The organism is Mycolicibacterium mageritense (assembly GCF_010727475.1).
GTDB lineage: Bacteria > Actinomycetota > Actinomycetes > Mycobacteriales > Mycobacteriaceae > Mycobacterium > Mycobacterium mageritense.
On the sequence record NZ_AP022567.1, the window covers coordinates 3,577,025 to 3,600,731 of the forward strand.

At 65.9% G+C, this 23,707-nt stretch carries 21 protein-coding genes; 14 read left to right on the plus strand and 7 right to left on the minus strand.

The window, feature by feature from the left end; translation table 11 throughout:
- Positions 1–8 precede the first annotated feature (8 nt).
- Complete coding sequence (locus G6N67_RS17110; RefSeq protein ID WP_036430103.1) at positions 9–1,172, minus strand: steroid 3-ketoacyl-CoA thiolase; 1,164 nt, start codon at positions 1,170–1,172, stop codon at positions 9–11.
- Between the two features lie 121 nt (positions 1,173–1,293).
- On the opposite strand from G6N67_RS17110, the gene G6N67_RS17115 reads away from it, so the two are divergent.
- The 9 genes from G6N67_RS17115 (at position 1,294) to G6N67_RS17155 (ending at position 10,546) form a co-directional block, all read left to right on the plus strand.
- Positions 1,294–2,550, plus strand: a complete 1,257-nt coding sequence (locus tag G6N67_RS17115; protein WP_036430101.1) for a cytochrome P450 — start codon at positions 1,294–1,296, stop codon at positions 2,548–2,550.
- Positions 2,551–2,569: 19 nt separating this feature from the next.
- Entirely contained in the window at positions 2,570–3,574 is a 1,005-nt protein-coding gene (locus tag G6N67_RS17120) for an acyl-CoA dehydrogenase family protein (RefSeq protein ID WP_036434751.1), read from the plus strand.
- A 3-nt stretch (positions 3,575–3,577) separates the two neighbouring features.
- Positions 3,578–4,741 carry an acyl-CoA dehydrogenase FadE29 gene (gene fadE29 / locus G6N67_RS17125; protein ID WP_036430098.1) on the plus strand — a complete coding sequence of 388 codons (1,164 nt, stop codon included), beginning with the start codon at positions 3,578–3,580 and terminating at the stop codon, positions 4,739–4,741.
- Between the two features lie 84 nt (positions 4,742–4,825).
- Positions 4,826–5,776 (plus strand): bifunctional MaoC family dehydratase N-terminal/OB-fold nucleic acid binding domain-containing protein, encoded by a 951-nt coding sequence (locus tag G6N67_RS17130; RefSeq protein ID WP_036430096.1) that lies wholly within the window; start codon positions 4,826–4,828, stop codon positions 5,774–5,776.
- Entirely contained in the window at positions 5,773–6,174 is a 402-nt protein-coding gene (locus G6N67_RS17135) for a MaoC family dehydratase (protein ID WP_036434749.1), read from the plus strand. The genes G6N67_RS17130 and G6N67_RS17135 overlap by 4 nt, the downstream gene beginning before the upstream one ends.
- Positions 6,174–7,331, plus strand: a complete 1,158-nt coding sequence (locus tag G6N67_RS17140; RefSeq protein ID WP_036430093.1) for a 17-hydroxy-3-oxo-4-pregnene-20-carboxyl-CoA lyase — start codon at positions 6,174–6,176, stop codon at positions 7,329–7,331. Before G6N67_RS17135 ends, G6N67_RS17140 begins: the two co-directional genes overlap by 1 nt.
- Before the next feature lie 77 nt (positions 7,332–7,408).
- Positions 7,409–8,497: a WXG100-like domain-containing protein gene (locus G6N67_RS17145; protein WP_036434747.1), complete on the plus strand. Its 1,089-nt coding sequence runs from the start codon at positions 7,409–7,411 to the stop codon at positions 8,495–8,497.
- A gap of 47 nt (positions 8,498–8,544) precedes the next feature.
- Positions 8,545–9,357, plus strand: a complete 813-nt coding sequence (locus G6N67_RS17150) for a hypothetical protein (RefSeq protein ID WP_036430091.1) — start codon at positions 8,545–8,547, stop codon at positions 9,355–9,357.
- A gap of 343 nt (positions 9,358–9,700) precedes the next feature.
- A complete protein-coding gene (locus tag G6N67_RS17155) occupies positions 9,701–10,546 on the plus strand; it encodes a hypothetical protein (protein ID WP_036430089.1) in 846 nt (281 codons plus the stop codon).
- 78 nt (positions 10,547–10,624) lie between these two features.
- Here G6N67_RS17155 and G6N67_RS17160 read toward each other — a convergent pair whose 3' ends face one another.
- Together G6N67_RS17160 and kstD are read right to left on the minus strand one after the other, a co-directional pair.
- Positions 10,625–11,485: an enoyl-CoA hydratase ChsH3 gene (locus G6N67_RS17160; protein ID WP_036430087.1), complete on the minus strand. Its 861-nt coding sequence runs from the start codon at positions 11,483–11,485 to the stop codon at positions 10,625–10,627.
- A gap of 1 nt (position 11,486) precedes the next feature.
- A complete protein-coding gene (gene kstD / locus G6N67_RS17165) occupies positions 11,487–13,169 on the minus strand; it encodes a 3-oxosteroid 1-dehydrogenase (RefSeq protein ID WP_036434745.1) in 1,683 nt (560 codons plus the stop codon).
- A 73-nt stretch (positions 13,170–13,242) separates the two neighbouring features.
- Here kstD and G6N67_RS17170 point away from each other — a divergent pair, with 73 nt between their 5' ends.
- The 5 genes from G6N67_RS17170 (at position 13,243) to G6N67_RS17190 (ending at position 18,640) form a co-directional block, all read left to right on the plus strand.
- Complete coding sequence (locus G6N67_RS17170; protein WP_036430085.1) at positions 13,243–14,028, plus strand: 2-keto-4-pentenoate hydratase; 786 nt, start codon at positions 13,243–13,245, stop codon at positions 14,026–14,028.
- Positions 14,029–14,037: 9 nt separating this feature from the next.
- The gene (locus G6N67_RS17175) at positions 14,038–14,955 is read left to right on the plus strand and encodes an acetaldehyde dehydrogenase (acetylating) (protein ID WP_036430083.1); all 918 of its coding nucleotides are present in this window, start codon (positions 14,038–14,040) and stop codon (positions 14,953–14,955) included.
- Complete coding sequence (gene dmpG / locus G6N67_RS17180; protein ID WP_036430081.1) at positions 14,952–15,998, plus strand: 4-hydroxy-2-oxovalerate aldolase; 1,047 nt, start codon at positions 14,952–14,954, stop codon at positions 15,996–15,998. The genes G6N67_RS17175 and dmpG overlap by 4 nt, the downstream gene beginning before the upstream one ends.
- A 78-nt stretch (positions 15,999–16,076) precedes the next feature.
- Complete coding sequence (locus G6N67_RS17185) at positions 16,077–16,451, plus strand: hemophore-related protein (RefSeq protein WP_229481157.1); 375 nt, start codon at positions 16,077–16,079, stop codon at positions 16,449–16,451.
- A gap of 113 nt (positions 16,452–16,564) precedes the next feature.
- Positions 16,565–18,640, plus strand: a complete 2,076-nt coding sequence (locus G6N67_RS17190) for a RecQ family ATP-dependent DNA helicase (RefSeq protein ID WP_036430077.1) — start codon at positions 16,565–16,567, stop codon at positions 18,638–18,640.
- On the opposite strand, the gene G6N67_RS17195 is transcribed toward G6N67_RS17190, so the two are convergent.
- The 4 genes from G6N67_RS17195 to G6N67_RS17210 form a co-directional block, all read right to left on the minus strand.
- Complete coding sequence (locus G6N67_RS17195) at positions 18,637–20,115, minus strand: glycoside hydrolase family 32 protein (protein ID WP_036430075.1); 1,479 nt, start codon at positions 20,113–20,115, stop codon at positions 18,637–18,639. The genes G6N67_RS17190 and G6N67_RS17195 overlap by 4 nt on opposite strands.
- The gene (locus tag G6N67_RS17200; RefSeq protein WP_036430073.1) at positions 20,115–21,407 is read right to left on the minus strand and encodes an MFS transporter; all 1,293 of its coding nucleotides are present in this window, start codon (positions 21,405–21,407) and stop codon (positions 20,115–20,117) included. Before G6N67_RS17200 ends, G6N67_RS17195 begins: the two co-directional genes overlap by 1 nt.
- A gap of 231 nt (positions 21,408–21,638) precedes the next feature.
- The gene (locus G6N67_RS17205) at positions 21,639–22,664 is read right to left on the minus strand and encodes a LacI family DNA-binding transcriptional regulator (protein ID WP_197747969.1); all 1,026 of its coding nucleotides are present in this window, start codon (positions 22,662–22,664) and stop codon (positions 21,639–21,641) included.
- A gap of 85 nt (positions 22,665–22,749) precedes the next feature.
- Positions 22,750–23,682 carry an IclR family transcriptional regulator gene (locus G6N67_RS17210; RefSeq protein WP_036430071.1) on the minus strand — a complete coding sequence of 311 codons (933 nt, stop codon included), beginning with the start codon at positions 23,680–23,682 and terminating at the stop codon, positions 22,750–22,752.
- Positions 23,683–23,707 lie beyond the last annotated feature (25 nt).

A 23,707-nucleotide genomic window follows, 5' to 3' on the forward strand; every position in this document is an offset into this window, starting at 1 on the left:
CGAACGACTCAGATTCTCTCGATGATGGTTCCGGTCGACAGCGCGCCGCCCGCGCACATCGTGATCAGCGCGGTGCTCTTGTCGGTGCGCTCCAACTCGTGCAGCGCTGTGGTGATCAGGCGCGCGCCCGTGGAGCCGACCGGGTGGCCGAGCGCGATGGCGCCGCCGTTGACGTTGACCTTGTCCATGTCGGCATCGTGGACCTGCGCCCACGACAGCACAACTGACGCGAACGCCTCGTTGATCTCGACGAGGTCGATGTCGCCGAGCTTCATGCCTGCCTTCTCCAGCACGCGCGCGGTCGACTGCACCGGGCCGTCGAGGTGGTAGAAGGTCTCGGCACCGACGTTGGCCTGCGCGACGATGCGGGCGCGGGGCTTGAGGCCGAGCGCACGTGCCCTGTCCTCGTCCATCCAGAGCACCGCGGCCGCGCCGTCGGAAATCTGCGACGACGTGCCCGCGGTGTGAATACCGCCTTCCATCACCGGGTTCAGCGACGCCAGTCCTTCTGCGGTGGTGTCGCGCAGCCCCTGGTCGCGGCTGACCGGCGCCCATTCGGCGGTCGGCTGCTTGTTCTCGTCGAGCACCGGCGCGGAGATCGGGGAGATCTCGCGGTCGAAGCGGCCCTCGGCCCAGGCCTGCTTGGCCTTGGCCTGCGACGCCAACCCGAGGGCGTCGACGTCGGCGCGCGTGATGCCCCGCCGCTTGGCGATGCGCTCGGCGGCCTCGAATTGGTTGGGCATGTCGATGTCCCACGACGACGCGCGGATCAGGCTGCGGTCCGGCCCCGCGTTGGCGCCCAGCCCGACGCGGCTCATGGCCTCGACACCGCAGGCAATGCCGATGTCGATCGCGCCCGTGGCGATCAGGCCGGCGATCAGGTGGTTGGCCTGCTGCGCGCTACCGCACTGGCAGTCGATGGTCGTTGCACCGACATGCTCGGGCAAACCTGCGGTCAGCCACCCCACGCGGGTGATGTTGTTGGATTGCTCGCCGTACTGCGTGACGCAGCCGCCGATGAGCTGCTCGACGTCACCGGCCTCGATGCCGGCCTTCTCGACGAGTGCCTTCTGCACCGCGCCCAGCAGTTCGGTGGCGTGCAGGCCGGACAACCAGCCATTGCGCTTGCCGATGGGGCTGCGGGTGGCTTCGACGATGACAGGATTACCCATGAGGTCAGGCTAGAACACGTTTCATTACTCTGACAAGCGACGATGTGACCGTGCCTTTTATCTGCTACGAAGGCATGTTTTACTGGCACTAGAACACGTTGCATTCCAGGAGCCCACACCTATGCCATGCCCGAATATCCCGGCCGATTTCGACTTCCTCGACGCGACCCTGAACCTCGAGCGGCTGCCTGTCGAAGAGCTTGCCCAGCTGCGCCAGTCCGAACCGATCCACTGGGTGGACGTACCCGGCGGTACCGGCGGCTTCGGTGACAGAGGTTACTGGCTGGTCACCAAGCACGCCGACGTCAAGGAGGTGTCCAAGCGCAACGACATCTTCGGTAGCTCACCTGACGGCGCCATCCCGGTCTGGCCTCAGGAGATGACGCGCGAAGCGGTGGACGTCCAGAAGGCCGTCCTGCTCAACATGGACGCCCCGCAGCACACGCGGCTGCGCAAGATCATCTCCCGCGGTTTCACGCCGCGGGCCATCGGCCGGCTGCAGGCCGAACTGCAGGAGCGAGCCCAGAAGATCGCCGAGAACGCCAAGGCCCAGGGGTCGGGCGACTTCGTCGAGCAGGTGTCGTGCGAGCTGCCGCTGCAGGCTATCGCCGGACTGCTCGGTGTGCCGCAGGAAGACCGCGACAAGCTTTTCCGGTGGTCCAACGAGATGACCGCGGGCGAGGATCCGGAGTACGCCGACATCGATCCGGCGATGTCCTCGTTCGAGCTCATCACCTACGCCATGAACATGGCGCAGGAGCGCGCCAAGAACCCCACCGACGACATCGTCACGCAGCTGATCGAGGCCGACATCGAAGGAGAGAAGCTCTCCGATGACGAGTTCGGCTTCTTCGTCGTGATGCTCGCCGTGGCCGGCAACGAGACCACCCGCAACTCGATCACGCACGGCATGATCGCGTTCTCGCAGCACCCCGAGCAGTGGGAGCTCTACAAGAAGGACCGCCCCGAGACTGCGGCCGACGAGATCATCCGGTGGGCCACACCCGTGTCGGCCTTCCAGCGCACGGCGCTCGAGGACACCGAGCTGGGCGGGGTGCAGATCAAGAAGGGCGAGCGGGTGGTGATGTCCTACCGCTCGGCCAACTTCGACGAAGAGGCGTTCGAGAACCCGCACACGTTCGACATCCTGCGCAGTCCCAACCCGCACGTCGGGTTCGGCGGCACGGGCGCGCACTACTGCATCGGCGCAAACCTGGCCCGCATGACCATCAACCTGATCTTCAACGCCGTCGCCGACCACATGCCCGATCTCAAGCCGATCGGCGAGCCCGAGCGGCTCAAGTCGGGGTGGCTCAACGGCATCAAGCACTGGCAGGTTGACTACACGGGTACGGGCAAGTGCCCGGTGGCCCACTGAACTGACGGAGGTGGATTCGGTGGATTTCACACCGAACCCCGAGCAGCAGGCTGTTGCCGATGTGGTGACGTCCGTGCTGGAGCGGGACAATAGTTGGGACGCACTGGTTTCCGGTGGCGTGACGGCACTCGCGGTGCCCGAACGGCTCGGTGGCGACGGCCTGGGCCTGCTCGAGGTCGCGACCGCGCTCACCGAGATCGGGCGCCACGGCACCATCAGCCCCGCCCTGGCCACGCTCGGTCTTGGCCTGGTCCCGCTGCTGGACCTGGCCTCGGAGGCGCAGCAGGACCGCTACCTCGCCGGGGTGGCTAAAGGCGACGTGTTGTCGGCAGCGCTCAACGAGCCGGGCGCCCAGCTCCCGGACCGGCCCGCCACGACCTATTCCGACGGCAAGCTCAACGGTGTGAAAACCGGTGTGCCCTATGCCGGATCGGCGCAGTGGCTGCTGGTGACCGCCGACACGGCCGTCGTGATCGTGGCGCCGACCGCGGCCGGCGTCACGGTGACGAAGACGCCCACGGCCAACGGCTCCGACGAATATGTGGTGACCTTCGCCGACGTCGAGGTGCCGGCCGGCGACGTGCTCGACGGCGCGACCGCTCACCGGGTCAACCAGCTGGCGCTGGCGACCACGGGTGCTTTCGCGGCAGGTCTGGTCGCGGGTGCGCTGCGGCTCACCGCCGACTACGTCGCGACCCGCGAGCAGTTCGGCCGCCCGCTGTCGACCTTCCAGACCGTGGCAGCTCAGCTGTCGGAGGTCTACATCGCCTCGCGGACCATCGACCTGGTGGCGACGTCGGCGACGTGGCGGTTGAGTGAAGGCCTCGACACCGAGGACGATCTGGCCATCCTCGGGTACTGGGTGACGTCGCAGGCACCCCCGGCGATGCGGACCTGCCATCATCTGCACGGCGGCATGGGCATGGACATCACCTACCCGATGGACCGTTACTACTCGTCGATCAAGGATCTGGCCCGGTTGCTGGGCGGTCCGCTGCGTCGTCTCGATCTGGTGGGAGCGTAGAGCATGTACATCGAGCTGACGCCCGAGCAGCGGGCACTGCAAGCCGAACTGCGGCAGTATTTTTCGACCCTCATCACACCGGGCGAGGCCAAGGCGATGGAGTCCGATCGCCACAACGAGGCCTACCGTGCGGTGATCAAACGCATGGGCTCCGACGGCAAGCTGGGTGTCGGCTGGCCCAAGGAGTACGGCGGCCTGGGCTTCGGTCCCATCGAGCAGCAGATCTTCGTCAACGAGGCCAACCGCGCCGACATCCCGTTGCCGCTCGTGACGCTGCAGACCGTCGGACCCACGCTGCAGGTGTACGGCACCGAGGAACAGAAGAAGAAGTTCCTGCCCGGGATCCTTTCCGGTGACATCCATTTCGCGATCGGCTACTCCGAGCCCGACGCGGGCACCGACCTGGCGTCGCTGCGCACCACCGCAGTCAGGCACGGCGACGAGTACATCGTCAACGGCCAGAAGATGTGGACCACGGGCGCGCACGACGCCGACTACATCTGGCTGGCCTGCCGCACCGATCCCACCGCCGCCAAGCACAAGGGCATCTCGATCCTGATCGTCGACACCAAGGATCCGGGGTACTCGTGGACGCCGATCATCCTGTCCGACGGCGCGCACCACACCAATGCGACGTACTACAACGACGTGCACGTACCCGCAGACATGGTGGTCGGCGAGGAGAACGGCGGCTGGAAGCTCATCACCACCCAGCTCAATCACGAACGCGTGAGCCTCGGGCCGGCCGGGCGCATCGCAGGCATCTACGACCACGTCTACGCCTGGGCGTCGAAACCCGGATCGGACGGCGTGACGCCCATCGAGCACGACGACGCGCGTCACCTGCTCGGCCAGATCAAGTCGATCTGGCGCATCAACGAGCTGCTCAACTGGCAGGTCGCGGCCTCTGGTGAGACCATCGCCGTCGCCGATGCCGCTGCGACGAAAGTCTTTTCCACCGAGCGCATCCAAGAGGTCGGCCGGCTGGCGGAAGAGCTCGTCGGCCGGTTCGGCAACCCCGCCGACCCGGAGACCGCCGAACTGCTCGAGTGGCTCGACAAGATGACCAAGCGCAACCTGGTCATTACGTTCGGTGGCGGGGTCAACGAGGTGATGCGCGAGATGATCGCCGCGTCCGGACTGAAGGTGCCGCGGGTTCCCCGGTGAAACACACGGCGCCGAACGTGAAGTTGTTGGCGAAGAATCGTCGAAATCTCGCGAACAACTTCACTTTCGAGGTAAAGGACACAGATGACTGACCTGCAGGCAGCGGCAGCCGAGATCAAAGCCGCCGGCCGGAGCAAGCCCCGCGCCGGCCGGGATCCGGTGAACCGGCCCATGATTCACCACTGGGTCGACGCCATCGGGGACAAGAACCCGATCTATGTCGATGAGGAGGCCGCGAAGGCTGCCGGCCACCCCGGCATCGTCGCGCCGCCGGCCATGATCCAGGTCTGGACCATGGCCGGCCTGGGTGCGGGCCGGCCGGACGACGACCCGCTGAGCCAGATGATGAAGCTGTTCGACGACGCGGGCTATGTCGGGGTCGTCGCCACCAACTGCGAGCAGACCTATCACCGCTACCTCGAGCCCGGCGAGGAAGTCACGATATCGGCCGAGCTGACCGACGTGATCGGCCCCAAGCAGACCGCGCTAGGCGAGGGCTACTTCATCAACCAGAAGATCACCTGGCAGGTCGGCGACGAGGATGTCGCCGAAATGATGTGGCGCATCATGAAATTCCGGCCCGCCGAGAAGAAGCAGACCTCGACGGTTCCGGATGATCTCGACCCGGACAAGCTCATGCGCCCCGCGGCCTCGCGTGACACCCAGTTCTTCTGGGACGGCGTCAACGCGCACGAGTTGCGGATCCAGAAACGCCCCGACGGCACGCTGCAGCATCCGCCGGTGCCCGCGGTGTGGGCCGACAAAGATGCGCCGGTCGACTACGTCGTCGCCTCCGGCAACGGCACGGTGTTCAGCTACGTGGTGCACCACGCGCCCAAGGTTCCCGGACGCAGCCTGCCGTTCGTCATCGCACTCGTCGAACTCGAAGAAGGGGTGCGGATGCTCGGCGAACTGCGTGGCATCGACCCGGAGAAGGTGCAGATCGGAATGCCTGTGCGCGCAACGTTCATCGACTTCCCCGACAGTGATGTCAGCCCGGCGTGGACGCTCTATGCGTGGGAGCCGGCCCAGTGAGCGCTCCTGCCGTCGCGGTCGGAACCAAACTGCCCGAGCTCGCGATCTACGGCGACCCGACGTTCATCGTGTCCACGGCCATCGCCACACGTGATTACCAGGACGTGCACCACGACCGGGACAAGGCGCAGGCCAAGGGATCCAAGGACATCTTCGTCAACATCCTCACCGACACCGGGCTGGTGCAGCGGTATCTCACCGACTGGGCGGGCCCGTCGGCGCGGATCAAGTCCATCGGGCTGCGGCTCGGCGTGCCGTGGTACGCGTACGACACCGTCACGTTCCGGGGTGAGGTCACTGCTCTCGACGACGGCGTCGCGACCGTGAAAGTGGTTGGCAGCAACAGCCTCGGCGATCACGTCATCGCCACCGCAACACTCACAGTGGGGGACAAGTGATGCTCTCCGGCAAGGCGGCAATCGCCGGTATCGGCGCCACCGACTTCTCCAAGAACTCCGGGCGCAGTGAGCTGAGGCTCGCCGCCGAGGCTGTGCTCGACGCGCTCGACGACGCCGGCCTCAAGCCATCCGACGTCGACGGTCTGGTGACCTTCACGATGGACTCCAACCTGGAGACCGCGGTGGCCCGGTCCACCGGGATCGGGGAACTGAAGTTCTTCAGCCAGATCGGCTACGGGGGCGGTGCGGCCGCCGCGACCGTGCAGCAGGCCGCGCTGGCGGTCGCCACGGGCGTCGCGGAATGTGTGGTGGCCTACCGAGCTTTCAATGAGCGCTCGGAGTTCCGGTTCGGCCAGGTGATGACCGGGCTGACCACCAATGCCGACTCCCGCGGTGTCGAGTACAGCTGGTCCTACCCACACGGTCTGAGCACTCCGGCCGCGTCGGTCGCAATGATCGCGCAGCGGTACATGCACGAATACGGTGCGACCAGTGCGGATTTCGGTGCGGTGTCGGTGGCGGACCGCAAGCACGCAGCGAACAACCCGAAGGCGCACTTCTACGGCAAGCCCATCACCATCGAGGATCACCAGAATTCCCGCTGGATCGCCGAACCGCTGCGGCTGCTGGACTGCTGCCAGGAGACCGACGGCGGCGTGGCCATCGTCGTGACGACCCCCGAACGGGCCAAGGATCTCAAGCACCGGCCGGCCATCATCGAGGCGGCGGCCCAGGCCGCGGGCGAAGACCAGTTCACCATGTACTCGTACTACCGCGACGAGCTCGGCCTGCCGGAGATGGGCCTGGTCGGCCGGCAGCTCTGGGAGCAGAGCGGTCTGTCGCCGGACGACATCCAGACCGCGATCTTGTACGACCACTTCACGCCGTACACGCTGCTCCAGCTCGAAGAGCTCGGCTTCTGTGGCAAGGGCGAAGCCAAGGACTTCATCGCGGGCGGTGCGATCGAACTGGGTGGGCGGTTGCCCATCAACACTCACGGCGGTCAGCTCGGTGAGGCCTACATCCACGGTATGAACGGCATCGCCGAGGGCGTCCGCCAGTTGCGCGGCACGTCGGTCAACCAGGTCGAGCGCGTCGAGCATGTGCTGGTCACGGCAGGCACCGGGGTTCCGACGTCGGGTCTGATCTTGGGATAAAGGTGCGTTGCCACCCCACTGCGGCACTGTAATCTTTTTGCTGCATGCCTGCAGCACGCATGGAAGGGGGCCGTGGCATGGGGATGCCGCCAGACAGCACTCCGTTCGGGTCGCAGACCGTGACGGGCCCGGCCTGGCCCAACGTCGACGAAGATCAGCTGATGGCTGCCGCGGCGTCGTACCAGAAACTGGCGGCGAAGATCAGCGGAACGGTCGTGCCTCAGCAGACCACGCAGCTCTCGAAGTTGACCGAGGTCTGGCAGGGGACCGGTTCGATCGCGGCGTCGGGTGAGGCCACCACGATGATCGGGGGTCACGAGACCAACGCGGCGCAGGCCGAAGCCATATCAGCGCAGCTGCTGGCCATGGCGTCTGCTGTCGTGCAGACCAAGACGACCGTCAACGCGACGGCCCAGGCTGTGCAGCACGCGGTTGAGGCCGTGCAGGCGGTGCCGTATCCCAACAAGGAGGAGTTGATCCAGGGGCTCATCCGGGAGGGCATGTCGCAGAACATCGCGACCGTGACGGCTGCGACGTCCGAACTTGCCACCAGCCTCGGTACCACGGCGAACATGCCCCAGATGACCACGCCGCCGACGGCTCAGGCGCAGCAGGCCGGCCAGCAGGGCATGCAGCAGATGATGCAGATGATGGGCCAGCTACCCCAGATGCTCGGCCAGATCCCGCAGATGCTGGGTCAGGTTCCGCAACAGTTGACGCAGCCACTGCAACAGTTGACGCAACCATTGCAGCAGCTCACCTCGATGTTCGGTTCGGCAGGCAAGGGCGGCAGCGGCGGTGGCCCTTCGCCGTTCTCGGCGTTCTCCACGCACCCCGCGGCCGGTGGATCCGGCCCCAGCACGGGTGCGGGCATGGTCAAGGCCGCTTCGTTACCGGGTACCGGCGGTGGCAGTCCGCAGACACCGTTGATGGCCAAGCTCGTCGGGGGTACGTCACCGGTTTCGGTTGCCGTGGACCCGACGCTGGCCGGCAGCAACGCGGTCGGGGTGGCGCCCGTGGCCGCGGGTGGCGGCATGGGCGGCGGTATGGGTCCGGGAATGATGGGGCAACGCGGTACGAGCGGCGGCTCGACGTCCGGGCTGGCCGTGCCTGCGCCCCTCGAGCACGACGTCGACTTCGAAGACGACGATGACGACGGTTGGTGATCGGCCGTGACCCCGACCTTGGTCGTAATCCCTGAAGGAGATCCCCGATGAGCCTGCCCGATTTCACGAGCCCAGGTGCCCTGGACTGGAATGCGGCCTCGGTCGAACTGCCTGAGATGCCGTCGATTCAGGCCGGCGAGGACGCGATGAGCATGACCATCGCCGGTTTGCTTCCGACCATGCACGCGTCACTGACCGCGAACATCACGGCGTTGTCGGCGAAAGAAAACATGTTCAACGCCAAGCTCAGTGACGCTCAGGGGGCCTACGAGAACGCTGACCAGGCCGGCCAGCAGGGTGTGGGCCAGCTGGGCCAGATGATGGGTCAGCTCGGCCAGCTGGGACAGATGGCCAGTGGCGCTGCTCAAGGTGGCGGTCAGGGCGGCGGGTTCAGTTCGCTGATGGAACCGTTGATGAAGGCCATGGAGAGCGCCACCAAGGGCGGCGGCGAGAACGGTGGAGCGCCTCCGGGCGCCGGGGCTCCTCCGGGTGCGCCGGGCGGTCCGGGAGGGCCGAATCCGCAACAGCAGCAGGACGAGCGGGAAGCGCGCCTGAACGACCGGGACAACCAGCAGAACGAACGCGAGGCCCGTCAAAACGAGCGCGATGCCGCTCAAGACGGCCGCGAGGCACATCTCAACGAGCGCGAGTCCCAGCTGAACGAGCGCTCGACGGCTGCGCCACAGGGCGCAGGCTCCGGGCCCAGCGAGAACCGGCCCAGCGCCGGGCCTGCACCCGTCGCGCCTCCACAGGCTCCGGCGGCTCCGCAGGCGCCCGCACCGCAAGCTCCGACGGCTCCTGTGGCCCCGCACCATCCTCCGTCGCGCCCCGACGACGGGGATCTCTCGCGCCGGATGTAGGCGGGGCAGGCCGCAAGCCTTGTACATCTTCTTTGCACCATTGTCACGCTGGAGTGGCTCTCGAACCCGAGAGCCACTCCAGCGTGACAATGGGGGAGGCTGTTCGGTGAATCGCGTTGTCGGCGGCGAACTTTGTCACTCCAGCGCGATGCTCGCGCCTGGCAGCCACTCCAACGTGACAAGCCGGTACTGAGGCAGTCGCTGCGGAAGTGTGAGCGCCATACCACCCAATACGGCACCCAGTCCACCGCCACGAGGGCGCGGCTGTGGACAACGAGCGTCACGCCAGCGCCTGTGGATAGCGGCGTGACGGATACGTTGTTGCGCGGCACACTTTTTCGCCATGGGGGATCCATTTGTCGGCAGTGTCGCTGTTGCGAACGGCGAATTGCTCAAGAGCGCACTTCGCACCAAGTACACCAGGGTATTCCGCGACATCTACGTGAGCCCGGGCACGGAACTCACGCCGGAGATTCGGGCACACGCGGCCTGGTTATGGTCGCGACGGCGGGGAGTCATCGCCGGCAAATCAGCATCTGCGCTCTATGGCGCGAAATGGGTCGACGCTGAAGCGCCTGTGGAGTTGATTCACTCCAACCGAAATCCGCTCGTGGGCCTCAAAGTGCGGACTGAACAAATCGATGACGACGAGATTGTCCGGATCGGTGCCCTTCCTGTTACCTCATTGGCCCGTACTGCTCTCGATATCGGATGCTGGTACCCGCGCGACGAAGCGGTGGCTGCCCTCGATGCGTTGGCACGTGCAACGGATCTGAAGGCAGCGGACGTCGAGTTGCTTGTGCAGCGTTATGCCCGACGTCGGGGGATCGCGGGTGCTCGGACGGCGCTCGATCTGATGGACGGTGGATCCCAGTCGCCGAAGGAGAGTTGGTTGCGGCTGATCATCATCGACGGTGGCATAGCACGTCCGCAGACCCAGATCCCGGTGTTCGACGGCCCAGGGAATCCATTCGCATACGTCGACATGGGTTGGGAGGACATCAAAGTCGGAGTCGAGTACGACGGTGAACAACACCGACTCGACTCGTGGCAGTACGGCTGGGATCTCCGTCGTGCGGACCGTCTGGAGCGGTGCGGCTGGATCAACGTACGCGTGGCCGCAGGCGAACGCAGTGGCAGCATCTTGCGCCGAGTTCACGCCGCGAGGGCTTGCCGCTTGTCACGTTAGAGTCACCGTCGACCACGACAGCCACTCCAGCGTGACAAACGGGAAGTCGGAAGTCGGAAGTCGGCGCCTGACCGCGACCTACGCGGGCACCAACTCCACGCCTGACAGCACCACGGCGTTGTCCCGCGACGGTGCGGTCAGCACGCCGATGAACTTGCCGTCTTCTTTCCAGATGTTGGCCTGCAGGGTCTCGCCCGGGAACACCACGCCGGCAAACCGCGCACCGTAGGAGGCCACCTGCGAGACATCGCCGTCGAGCAGGTTGTCGACGATGGCCTTGCAGCCGATGCCATAGGTGCACAGGCCGTGCAGGATGGGCCGGTCGAAACCGGCTGCCGCAGCGAAAGCCGGGTCGGAGTGCAGCGGGTTGCGGTCACCGCACAGTCGGTACAGCAGAGCCTGCTGCGGCAGCGTCGGCAACGCGATCTCGATGTCGGGCGCTCGTGCCGGTGGCTCGACGGATGTCGACGGACCCCTCTCGCCGCCGAATCCGCCCTCGCCGCGCGCGAAGATCGACCGTTTGGTCGTCCACAGCACGGTGCCGTCGGGATCGGTCACCGTGGTCTCGCTGACGATCACCGCGGCCTTGCCCTTGTCCCAGATCTCGGTGAACCGCTGCACCGACTGTGCGGTTCCGCTGGTCGGGATCGGGCCCGGCACGTTCACGGCCTCGCTCGCGTGCAGCACCTTGGCCAACTCGATGTCGATACCGGGGAACTGCACCTTGGGTGGCTCGGTCATGTGGAAACTGGCGGCCACATTGCCGAACGTCGGCAGCACCTGTGGGGCGTCGTCAACCAGGTAGCGGAGTTCCCGCTGATCCATCGGGTCGGCGCCCGCGCCAAGGCCCAGGTGGTAGAGCTGAATGTCGCTGCTGGTCCACGAGAATTCGATCGGGTCCAGCTCGGCGCCCAGCGCCTTGTCGAGATCGATTGGCATGTCAGACCTTTCCAGCCAGGTGCAGCGCCGCGAGGTAACCGAAGGTCATGGCGGGTCCGATGGTGCCTCCTGGGCCGGGGTAGGTGTGCCCCATCACCGGTGAGCTGACATTGCCTGCCGCGTAGAGCCCCTCGATCACCGAGTCGTCGTCGCGCAGCGCGCGCCCGTGCACGTCGGTGCGGATACCGCCCTTGGTACCCAGGTCGCCGGGCACCATCTTGGCCGCGTAGAACGGGCCGTGCTTGATCTCGCCGAGATTCGGGTTGGGCTTGTTGGTGGGATCGCCGTAGTAGCGGTCGTATGCACTGTCACCGCGATGGAAGTCCGCGTCGACGCCCGTGCGGGCGAAGTCGTTGAACCGTTCGACAGTTGCGGCGAAGGCATCGGCGGGCAGGCCGGTCTTCTCGGCCAGTTCGGCCAGCGTCTCGGCCTTGACCACCACGCCGGATTCCAGCCACTTCGACGGAATCCGTTGCCCGGGCTGCAATCCCGCGAAGATGTAGCGGTCACGGTACTGCTGGTCGAAGATCAGCCAGGCCGGGATGTTCTCGCCCGGGCCGGCACCTTGGCCGTACTCGCCGCCGTACATGTGGTGGCAGGCCTCGACGTAGGGCATCGACTCGTTCATGAAGCGTTTGCCCGCCATGTTCACGATGATCGACCCGGGAGAGTTGCGCTCGGACAATGCGAACCACGGCGCGTCGACCAGCGGAACCGTCGGACCCCACCACGCGTCTTCCATGAGTTCGAGTGCCGCACCGAGTTTCTCGGCAGCAAGGATGCCGTCGCCCGTGTTGGCGATCGCGCCGACGGTCCACTCGGTGGTGATCGGGGCGCGCTGGTACTTCACCCGCATCTGCTCGTTGTGCTCGAACCCACCTGAACCGAGGATGACGCCGCGGCGCGCCCGGATCAGTTCGGGCTCAGACGTTTCCGACGATCCGGCCGTGCGCACGTAGATGCCACGTACCACGCCGTCCTCGACGTACAGGTCCGTCATGGCCGTGTTGAGCAGCACCGGCACCCCGGCCTTCTGCAACCCGATGCGCAGCGGGGCGATCAGGGCGCGGCCCATGCCGACGAGGTTCTTGCCGGTGGCGTTGGCCCACATGGACCGGATACCGACCTTGAGGCTGCGCAGCACACCGCGCGGATGGCGCTTGAGCTGGTTGAGCCGTACGTAGTCCTGCTGCATCACCACCATGTTCAGCGGAACCTTGCCGTACGGCGGCTCCAGGCCCTTCTCGTCGGGGCCGAGCTTCTTGGCGTTGAACGGTTTGGGTTCCACGGACCGCCCGGTCGGCTTACCGCCCGGTGTCTCGGGGTAGTAGTCGGAGTACCCGGGCACCCAGCACAGCTTCAGCGGTGAGTTCTTGAGGACGAACGACAGCATCTCCGGACCACGGTCCAGATAGGTGTCGATCTTCTCGGCGGGAACCACGTCGCCGATGATCGTGTGCAGGTACGTCCGCGCCGCATCGGCCGTGTCGGTGACCCCGTCACGCTTGAGAATCTCGTTGTTCGGGATCCACACACCACCGCCGGACCGCGCAGTGGAACCTCCATAGTGCGGCGCCTTCTCGACGACTACTGTCGAGAGACCCTGGTGGGCAGCTGTGAGGGCGGCGACCATGCCGGCAGCGCCGCTGCCGACTACGACAACGTCGTACTCCTGTCCAGTCATGTAGAACACGTTATAGAATTGCCGGGCCTGTGGACAACTGCGCCGGTCAAAGAAGCGAGGGGAATTCACCAGAATGCTTAGTGTCGAGGTGCGTGACGAGCTCGCGGCCGATCTCGCTCAGGCCGAGCGCAGCCGGGTGCCGATGTCGCCGCTGACGGATCGCTACGCGGACATCGACGTGGTCGACGCCTATGAGATCCAGCTGATCAACATCCGGCGGCGGGTCGCCGAGGGGGCCCGGGTGATCGGCCACAAGGTCGGTCTGTCCAGCAAGGCCATGCAGGACATGATGGGCGTCGACGAGCCGGATTACGGCCACCTGCTCGACGAGATGCAGGTTTTCGAGGACACGCCGGTGAAGTCCGCGAATTACCTGTATCCGCGCGTCGAGGTGGAGGTCGGCTTCATCCTGGCCGACGATCTTCCGGGGGCCGGCTGCACCGAGGAGGATGTGCTCGCGGCGACGGCGGCATTCGCCCCGGCCATCGAGCTGATAGACACCCGGATCACCAACTGGCAGATCAAGCTGTGCGACACGATCGCCGACAACGCGTCGTCGGCCGGGTGGGTGCTGGGGCAGGCGCGGGTGTCCCCCAAGGACATCGACATCCGCAATATCGACGCCGTTCTGACCAACCACGGCGAGGTGGTCGCCGAAGGGCGCAGCGATGCGGTGCTGGGCAATCCGGTGACGGCGGTGGCATGGCTGGCCCGCAAGGTGGAGGGCTTCGGGGTGCGGCTCAAGGCCGGCGACATCGTGTTGCCGGGCTCGTGCACGCGTGCGATAGATGCACCCGCCGGCAGCGATTTCGTTGCCGACTTCGCCGGGTTAGGTTCAGTAAGACTGAGTTTCGAATAAGGAGCGAAAATGCCGAACAAGGCATCCGTCGCGATCGTTGGATCCGGCAACATCAGTACCGACCTGCTCTACAAGCTGCTGCGTTCGGAATGGCTTGAGCCACGCTGGATGATCGGCATCGATCCGCAGTCCGAAGGATTGGCCCGCGCGCGCAAGCTGGGCTTGGAAACCAGCCACGAGGGGGTGGATTGGCTGCTGGCGCAAGATGAGAAGCCGGATCTGGTTTTCGAGGCCACGAGTGCCTACGTGCACCGCGACGCCGCACCGCGGTACGCCGAGGCCGGTATCCGCGCGATCGACCTGACCCCGGCCGCAGTGGGCCCGGGCGTCATCCCGCCGGCCAATCTGCGGGCGCACCTCGACGCGCCCAACGTCAACATGGTCACCTGCGGTGGCCAGGCGACCATCCCCATGGTCTATGCGGTCTCCCGCGTGGTGGACGTGCCGTATGCCGAAATCGTGGCGTCGGTGTCGTCGGCCTCGGCGGGTCCGGGCACCCGGGCCAACATCGATGAGTTCACCAAGACGACCAGTGCGGGTGTGCAGAACATCGGCGGTGCTGCCCGCGGCAAGGCGATCATCATCCTCAACCCAGCTGAACCGCCAATGATCATGCGCGACACCATCTTCTGCGCGATCCCAGAGGATGCCGACCATGCCGCGATCACGCAGTCGATCAAGGACGTGGTGGCCGAGGTGCAGACCTACGTGCCGGGCTACCGGCTGCTCAACGAGCCGCAGTTCGACGAGCCGTCGGTGGTCAACGGTGGCAACCATCTCGTCACCGTTTTTGTGGAAGTGGAGGGTGCGGGCGACTACCTGCCGCCCTACGCTGGAAACCTGGACATCATGACCGCGGCGGCGACCAAGGTCGGCGAAGAGATTGCGAAGGAGTCGCTCGCGGTCTCAGGAGGTGCGCAAGCATGAGCGACATTTTCTTCAATCCTGTGTGGGACGTCCGGATGACCGACACGTCGCTGCGTGACGGCTCGCATCACAAGCGCCACCAGTTCACCAAGGACGAGGTCGGCGCCATTGTCGCGGCCCTGGACGCCGCGGGTGTCCCGGTCATCGAGGTGACTCACGGCGACGGACTGGGTGGCTCGAGCTTCAACTACGGGTTCTCCAAGACCCCGGAGCAGGAGCTGATCAAGCTCGCCGCAGAGACGGCCAAGGAAGCCAAGATCGCCTTCCTGATGCTGCCCGGTGTGGGCACCAAGGAAGACATCAAGGAAGCGCAGAACAACGGTGGTTCGATCTGCCGCATCGCGACGCACTGCACCGAGGCCGACGTGTCGATCCAGCACTTCGGGCTCGCTCGGGAGCTGGGCCTGGAGACCGTGGGCTTTTTGATGATGAGCCACACGATCTCTCCGGAGAAGCTCGCCAAGCAGGCGCGCATCATGGCCGACGCCGGCTGTCAGTGCGTGTACGTCGTGGATTCGGCTGGTGCCCTGGTCTTGGACGGGGTGGCCGACCGGGTGTCGGCGCTGGTCGCCGAACTCGGTAACGACGCGCAGGTTGGTTTCCACGGGCACGAGAACCTCGGGCTGGGCGTCGCGAACTCGATCGAGGCCGTGCGGGCCGGGGCCAAGCAGATCGACGGATCCTGCCGCCGGTTCGGGGCCGGAGCGGGCAACGCGCCGGTCGAGGCGCTCATCGGCGTGTTCGACAAGATCGGCGTCAAGACCGGCATCGATTTCTTCGACATCGCCGACGCTGCCGAAGAGGTCGTCGCACCGGCGATGCCTGCCGAATGCCTGCTCGACCGCAACGCGCTGATCATGGGTTATTCGGGGGTGTACTCGAGCTTCCTCAAGCACGCCATCCGGCAGTCCGAGCGCTACGGGGTGCCGGCACACCAGCTGCTGCACCGGGCCGGGCAGCGCAAGCTCATCGGCGGCCAGGAAGACCAGCTCATCGACATCGCGCTGGAGATCAAGCGCGAGCAAGAGCAGGCAGGCGTTTAGCGTTGCGCGTCGTCGGTTAATCCTTCGGTCGCGGTCACACAAGACCGCCGACCGAAGGAGTGAAGTTCGATGCACAGAATGTCCGCACGCACCGTCCGTCGTTGCTTGTACGGGATGTGCGCGGGCGGCGTCGTCTCCGCCGCGTTCACGCTGCCGACGGCGACAGCTGCGCCCGATCAGTGCAGCGAGAGTGGAATCAACCGCACCGTCAGCTCCGTCAGCGCCTCGACGAGCGCCTACCTGACGGCACACCCGGAGGCGGACCAGTCCCTGTCGGATATCGCCGCGCAGGCGGGCGACCGGGCTGACGCGCTGTACCAGGCGTACTTCGACCAGAACCCTCAGGTCGAGCAGGATCTGAGGACGATCAACCAACCGGTGACCGATCTGTCGGCGCAATGCGGTGTCGACGTGACACCGACATCGGTGTCCGCGGCGCTGCAGGATCTCTAAATCCTTTTGTGCCAGCGTAACCGGGTGGCGGCCCGATCCCCCGAGGGTCGCCGCCTGGTTACGTGCCCCCTGCGCCGCCTCCGGTGTCGGTCCCGCCAGGCACGATAGGACGCATGGCAACCCGCGAACAGGCCCAGTCGATCCTCGAACAACTCGCCGGGCCCGCGGCGTCGCTACGTGACGATCAGTGGACGGCCATCGAGGCGCTCGTCGTGCAGCGCCGTCAGGCGTTGGTGGTGCAGCGCACGGGCTGGGGAAAGTCCGCGGTGTACTTCATCGCGGCCAAGCTGTTGCGTGGTGCCGGGCGTGGCCCGACCGTGATCGTGTCGCCGCTGCTGGCGTTGATGCGCAACCAGGTGGCCGCGGCCGAACGCGCCGGGGTGCGTGCGGCGACCATCAATTCGGGCAACGTCACCGAGTGGTCGGCGATTCATCAGCAGGTGGCCGACGGCGAACTCGACGTTCTGCTGGTCAGCCCGGAACGGTTGAACAATCCCGATTTTCGCGACAATGTGCTGCCCGCCCTGGCGGCCGACGCCGGTCTGGTGGTGGTCGACGAGGCGCACTGTGTTTCCGATTGGGGCCATGACTTCCGCCCCGACTACCGGCGCATCCGCACGTTGATCGGCGAGTTGGGTTCCGACATCCCGGTTCTCGCCACCACCGCGACAGCCAACGACCGCGTGGTCAACGACGTCGCGGCCCAGTTGGGTGTCGGGGGTCGCGACACCGTGGTGCTGCGTGGCGGCCTGGACCGCGAGTCGCTCCGGCTGGCCGTTGTGCACGCGGGCAACCCCGCGCAGCGTGCGGCTTGGATTGCCGCGCAACTGGATTCGTTGCCCGGTTCGGGCATCGTCTACACGCTGACGGTTGCGCAGGCCCATGATGTCGCGGCGCTGCTGCGTGAGCAGGGCCATCAGGTCGCGGCCTACACGGGTTCGACTGACACCTCCGAACGCGAACAGCTGGAAGCCGACCTGCTGAACAACCGGGTCAAGGCGCTCATCGCGACGTCGGCGCTCGGGATGGGTTTCGACAAACCGGATCTCGGTTTCGTCGTACACCTGGGCGCACCGTCCTCGCCGATCGCGTACTACCAACAGGTCGGCCGTGCCGGCCGCGCGACCGAAAGCGCCGAGGTGATCCTGCTGCCCGGCGCCGAGGACCAGGACGTGTGGCGGTATTTTGCGTCGGTGGCATTCCCGTCGGAATCCATGGTGCGCAACGTGCTTCGCGCACTCGAACCCGACCGGCCGCAGTCGACACCCGCGCTGGAGGCGCTGGTGGACCTCAACCGGTCACGCCTGGAGATGGTGCTCAAGGTGCTCGACGTCGACGGTGCGGTGCGGCGCGTCAAAGGCGGGTGGATCGGCACCGGCCAACCCTGGGAGTACGACGAGGAACGGTACCGCGCACTCGACGAGGCCCGGAAACGCGAACAGCAGGCGATGCTGGACTATCAACGCACCGATGGATGCCGAATGGCTTTCCTGCGTGGACAACTCGATGATCCGGAAATACAGCCGGGCGAGCGGTGCGGCCGCTGCGACAACTGCACAGGAACTCGTTACGACACGAGGGTCGACGAAGGCACTCTGGCCACCACCGCGGAACGGCTGCGCAGGCCTGGCGTCGATGTGGCGCCCCGCAAGCAGTGGCCCTCCGGGCTGGCCGCGCTCGGGCTCGAACTGTCCGGACGCATCTCCGGTGGGGCCGCGCCTGGGCGGGCCATCGGCAGGCTCACCGACCTGGGCTGGGGTGCGCGGCTACGTCGGCTGCTGGCCGAACCCGACCAGGAGGTGCCCGACGATGTGGTGCAGGCCGCCGTCGCGGTACTCAAGGCCTGGGACTGGAAAGCCCGCCCGGTGGCCGTCATCGGGCTGGACTCCGAGACCCACCCGCGGCTGATCTCCTCGACCGTGCAGCGTCTCGCGCAACTCGGCCGGCTGACGGATCTGGGCACGTTGCGTTATGCGCCGCAGCGGCGGCCCGCAACCGCCGCCAACTCGGCATACCGGGTTGCCGCATTGCACGGGGCTTGGGAGGCACCGGACATCACCGTCGACGGCCCGGTGCTGCTGGTCGACGACATGACCGACACCGGCTGGACGCTGACCATGGCGGCGCGGGTGTTGCGGGATGCCGGTGCGCCAGAGGTGCTGCCGTTCGTGCTGGCCAGCACCAGTTAACGGGCGTCCTCCCAGATGGAACCCAGCCGATGGACGACGAGCCGGGGGATCGTCGCGTCTCCGCACTCGGTATAGAGCTCGATCGACCGGGGCCCGTCCGCGGCGAAGATCAGCGACGACACCGTCTCGGCGCCGTCGTTGACAAACACCTCGACCGATCCGCGATCGACGAGCACCCGCAGTTTGACCCGACCGCTCGAGCACGGCGCAGCGCGGTAACCCCGGTTGCCATGGCCCGAATTGCGGCGGTCGACGAACACCCTGCGGGCCAGATCGTCGTAGCCCACCAATGTTTCGTGGCCGTCGGGCGTCTTGTTGATCGCCAGGCCCACACGCTCGGCAGTCGAGCCGGCAAGATCGATGTCGATCTCCACCTCGGCGGCATCGACATTCTCGGCCAGCGTCCGGGTTTCGTTGGGCCCCATGGCCACCAACCCGAAATCGTGCGTTGCGGTTCGCAGCTGCGTCAGCTCCGCGATCGGCACCGCAATCAGGCGGTTGTCGTCGCCGAGCGTCAGCTCGCGGTGAACCGTCATCTGGCCTGACCAACCGTCGGTGAGCTGCGAGGCTGCGGGGATCCCGAAGGAACCCATCCACGCCAGCATTAGCCTGCGGCCGTCTGGAGCTTGAAATGATTGTGGGGCATAGTAATTGGCACCCCAGTCGATGGGCCGGTACTCGGTGAGCGGCCGAAACTCTTCACCCGGCGACCAGGTGCCCACCACGTATCCCGCGTTGTGTCGGTTGCGGGCCCGGTATTTCTTCGGTCTGCGGCCCATCGGACAGTAGGTGAGCACCCATTTGTCGCCGAGCGGGAACAGGTCAGGGCATTCGAGCATGAAAGTGTGTGGATCCGGATCGCGGTAGAGCACGCGGTCGAATGTCCAGTCCCGCATGTCGTCCGACGTGTACAGCCAGACCTCGCCACGATTGTCGGGTGAGCACGCGCCGAAGATCATGTAGCCGCGATCGCCAGTCCGCCAGACCTTCGGGTCGCGAAAGTGCATGAGGCCGTCCGGACACTCGACCACGGTGCCCTGCTTTTCGAAGGTGATTCCGTCTTTACTCACAGCCAGGCATTGGACCTGTAGGTTTCCGTCGTCCTCGTCGACGCCGTTGCGCCAGCGGTGTCCGGTGAAATAGACCAGCAACTCGTGCTCATCGGAGACCACGGCCGAGCCCGAGAAAACCCCGTCCCGGTCCTCCGCCACGCTCGGGGCCATCGCGATGGGTTCGCGGCGCCACGTGACCAGGTCGGCACTGCTGACATGGCCCCAGTGCATCGGGCCCCAGTCGCTGCTGTACGGATGATGTTGGAAGTAGACCTGGTACCGGTCGTTGAAGTGGCAGAGCCCGTTGGGGTCATTGATCCATCCGGCACGCGCCGCGATATGGAACTTGGGATACCAGCGGTCATTTCGGGTGGCCCGAAGTTCACGGACTCCCTGTTCGGCGCGGGCGAGCTGCTGGTCCATCACGCGCCCGCTCCGGCCGGGGTCTTGTCCGAAGCCCGGACGAACGGGTCGCCGTAGACGTCCTGAGCATCTCGCTTGAGAGTGCAGTAGGCATAGACACCGGCAGCGAATACCGTTGCGGCGATGACATAGAACGTCGGCTGGTAACCGATCGAGTCACGCAGCGCGCCGAGCGGCTGGGACAGGATGACGTTGCCGACCTGCGCCGAGATCTGGAACCCGACCATGTACAGGGTCGCCGAAAGCGTGGCCGGGAAGTGCAGCGTGAAGTAGCGGAAGATCGCCAGGATGAAGAGCGGAACCTCGATGGCGTGGAACATCTTCACGATGGACACGATGACCGCGTCGTCGAACACCGCGGTGCCGAGGATCCGCACACACATGACGGATACGCCCAGCAGGAGCGTGGCGCGAACCCCGACCTTGCGCATGAGGATCGGGACGAAACCCATCATCGTCGCTTCCACGAATACCTGGACAGAGTTGAGCACGCCATAGATCTGCTGGCCGCGTTCTTCGGTCTCGAACAGGCTCGTATAGAACTCGGGGAACATCTGCTGGTCGTAGACCGTGTAGAAGGTCCAGGTGAACAGCACGAACACGATGATGAGCCACAATCGCGGCAGTTTGAGCAAGCCGGCCATCTCGCGAAGGCTGGGAGTCTGCGGGTGGCTGCTGTGGCCTGCGGCCAACGGTACCGACGATGTTCTCCAGAACAGTTGCACCAGCAGGCAGGCGATGCCGAAGAGCGAGCCACCGATGAAGTTCAGCGTCGGGTTGATGGTGAACAGGAACCCTGCCATGAGGGCCGCGAGTGCATAACCGAACGAGCCCCACATGCGGGCCTGGCCGTACTCGAACCCATAGGTGCGGCTCATCCGTTCGGCGACGGCCTCGAGCAGACCTGCGGCGGCCATGTAGCCCAGCGACAGGAAGACCGCGCCGGCCAAGACTCCGAGGAAGAACGCCGAACGCAGCAGCGGTTCGTATATGACGAGGAAGAACGGTGCCACCAGGGCCATCGCCGCAGACGCGATGACGACCAGTGTGCGCTTCAAGCCGAGCTTGTCCTGGATCGTCCCGTAGAAGAACATGATCGCCAAGGTGGCGAGCGAGTTCACCGAGTAGACGGTCCCCACCTCGGCGCCGTTGAGCCCCAGACCGTGCTCGTCGTTGGTCAGCCAGATCTGGAAGAACGACCACCAGATGCCCCAGGACGCGAAGAAGAGCAGCAGCGTCACGGAACTCTGCAAGTAGGCCCCGTTTTTGAGGGAATGGGTCAGCTTCGGCACGTGGTGAACCTTTCCTCGCCGAGTCTTGTTGCCGACGCCGCACAGGGTGCGGTCTGACGGTGCGGCGCCTGCAGGCCGGAAGATTCGGCAGGTGCGATCACGGCGTTGGCCGTCAGGTGCAGGTCGGGGTTCGCAACGGCAGCAGCTTGCTAAATCGATTCTGCACTGTCTGGGCGAGGAAGTTACACCCCCTTGCAGGTGTGACGCAAGTCTCTTCTCGAGTCTGGTCCGTCAGCGCGGACGAGCGACCGATTCCCGCGTGGAACAAGGCATCGGGCACCGATGCACCGCGGCCTCCCGCTGGTTCCCGAGCACCAACTCGACGGCCTTCGCGCCCATGTCGTAATGCGGAAGGGCGATCGAGGTCAGGGCGGGACGCATCCAGGCCGCGAGTTCGGAGTCGTCGAACGAGACGACCGACACGTCGCCAGGAATGGAGAAACCCGATTCCTGCAGCGCCTGGTAGGCGCCGAGGGCAAGCCGGTCGTTGGCGCAGATGAGCGCCGTCGGCGGGAGATCGGTGCGTAGCACCTCCCGGGCCACCCGATATCCCTCCGGCGGCACCCACTCGCACTCTGCCGTACCGGCCAGGGACAGTCCCCGGGCGGCGAACGCCTCGGCGATGCCTCTGGCCCGCTCGTGGCCGGCGAAGATGCCGCCTGGTTTGTCGGCGGTCAGGTGCCTGCCGCCGATGTAGTACACGCGGTCGGTGTGACCGGCATCGAGAAGCGTTGCCGCGGCAAGCCTTCCGGCTTCGGCTTCGTCCGGGATCACCGCCGGTCCGTCATTCCCGGGGGGAAGGCAGTTGAGGAAGACGTGGGGCACCGACCGGAGGGAAACCGGCGGCTCCACCTCGCGGGTGTACATCGATCCGTAGATCAGTCCGTCGACCTGGCGGTCGAGCATCGCGTCGATGTGCTCGGCGCCATCGGCGGATTCGTCTTCGGTCTCCGCGATCAAAAGCACGCGGCCGGTTCGGGTCGCCGCCTCGATGGCTCCGCGCACCATCTCGCCGGCGTATTGCGTCGCCGCAATGCGATCGGAGATCATCCCGATCGTCATCGTCGAATTGACCCGCAGGCTTCGTGCCGCCAGGTTGGGCCGGTACCCGAGCTTGCGGCTGGCCTCCCAGACCCGGTCCTGGGTATCCGCAGAAATCCGCTTCGAATCTTGGTGCGACAGAACGAAGGACGCCGTCGTCCTGGACACCCCGGCTTCGCGCGCGACGTCGCTCAGCGTCACCCGCTTTTGCCGCAACGAATCACCTCCGGCTGGTCGTCCGCGCAGAACCCAGTATGCCCCGCTGGTTTTTCCCTTCAGATCCGTACCGGGTCGGCCCGGGTCAGCCGCCCGGTTTCGATCCACCCAGTTGAGCCGTCAACACGTCGGCGGCGGCGCACAGTCCGCCGGCATGCCGAGCAATCTCGGCGTCGGCCAGGGCCCGCCCGATCTGCAGCGAAACCACCATCACCTGCCGCTGATGGTGATCGAAAACGGGTGCCGCGATCACGCTGACGTCGACTGCCCGGGAATCGGCCGCGGTGCCGTCTGCTCTTCGCGCAAGCGGCTCATCGCTCGGCAGGTACACACGCTCCCCGATATCCGATATCAGCTCGCCCAGCAGCGCACGAAGTTCGTCGGGCAGCGTGCTCGACATGCCTGCCATCATCGCGTACAGGCGTCGGCCTCCCGGCGTGAGCCGCTCCACGAGGTATCCCGAGGCCCGGCACTCGGCGATGACGCGGTCGAGACGTTCGCTGTCGGTACGCAGCGGGATGGTCGGCTCTTTCGCGAGCCAGTCCCGCACGGCCCTGTCGTCCCACAACACGAACATCAGGCCGACCGGCGGCGCGAACGGATAGCTCTGGCCGACGCGGACGGTGACGGGGCTTCCGGGCGGGGAGACCAGTTCCAGCAGGGTGATGCGATCGTCCACGACGCCCGAGAGTGCCGCCGTCGCGTTGAAGGTCTCGCAGAGCCGACGCAGTTCTTCGCGCGCACCCGGACTGACTCGCATCGATTCCTGCGCGATGTGTCCGAGGGAGATGAGTGCAGGCCCAAGGCGATACGTCTTGTTTTGTGTGTCGCGGATCAGATAACCGGATTCGGCCAAGGTCGACAGGATGCCAAGGCATGTCGGCTTGCTCAGGCCCACCCGCCGCGCCAGTTCGGACAGACCGAACTGATCGTGGGGGTGCTGGGCCAGGAAGTCCAGGATGGCGATCACCCGCGCGGTGGGCGGCGACGCACGTCCGGCCGACTCGGCGAGCGTCATGTCATGACCTCCCAGACGTTGACTC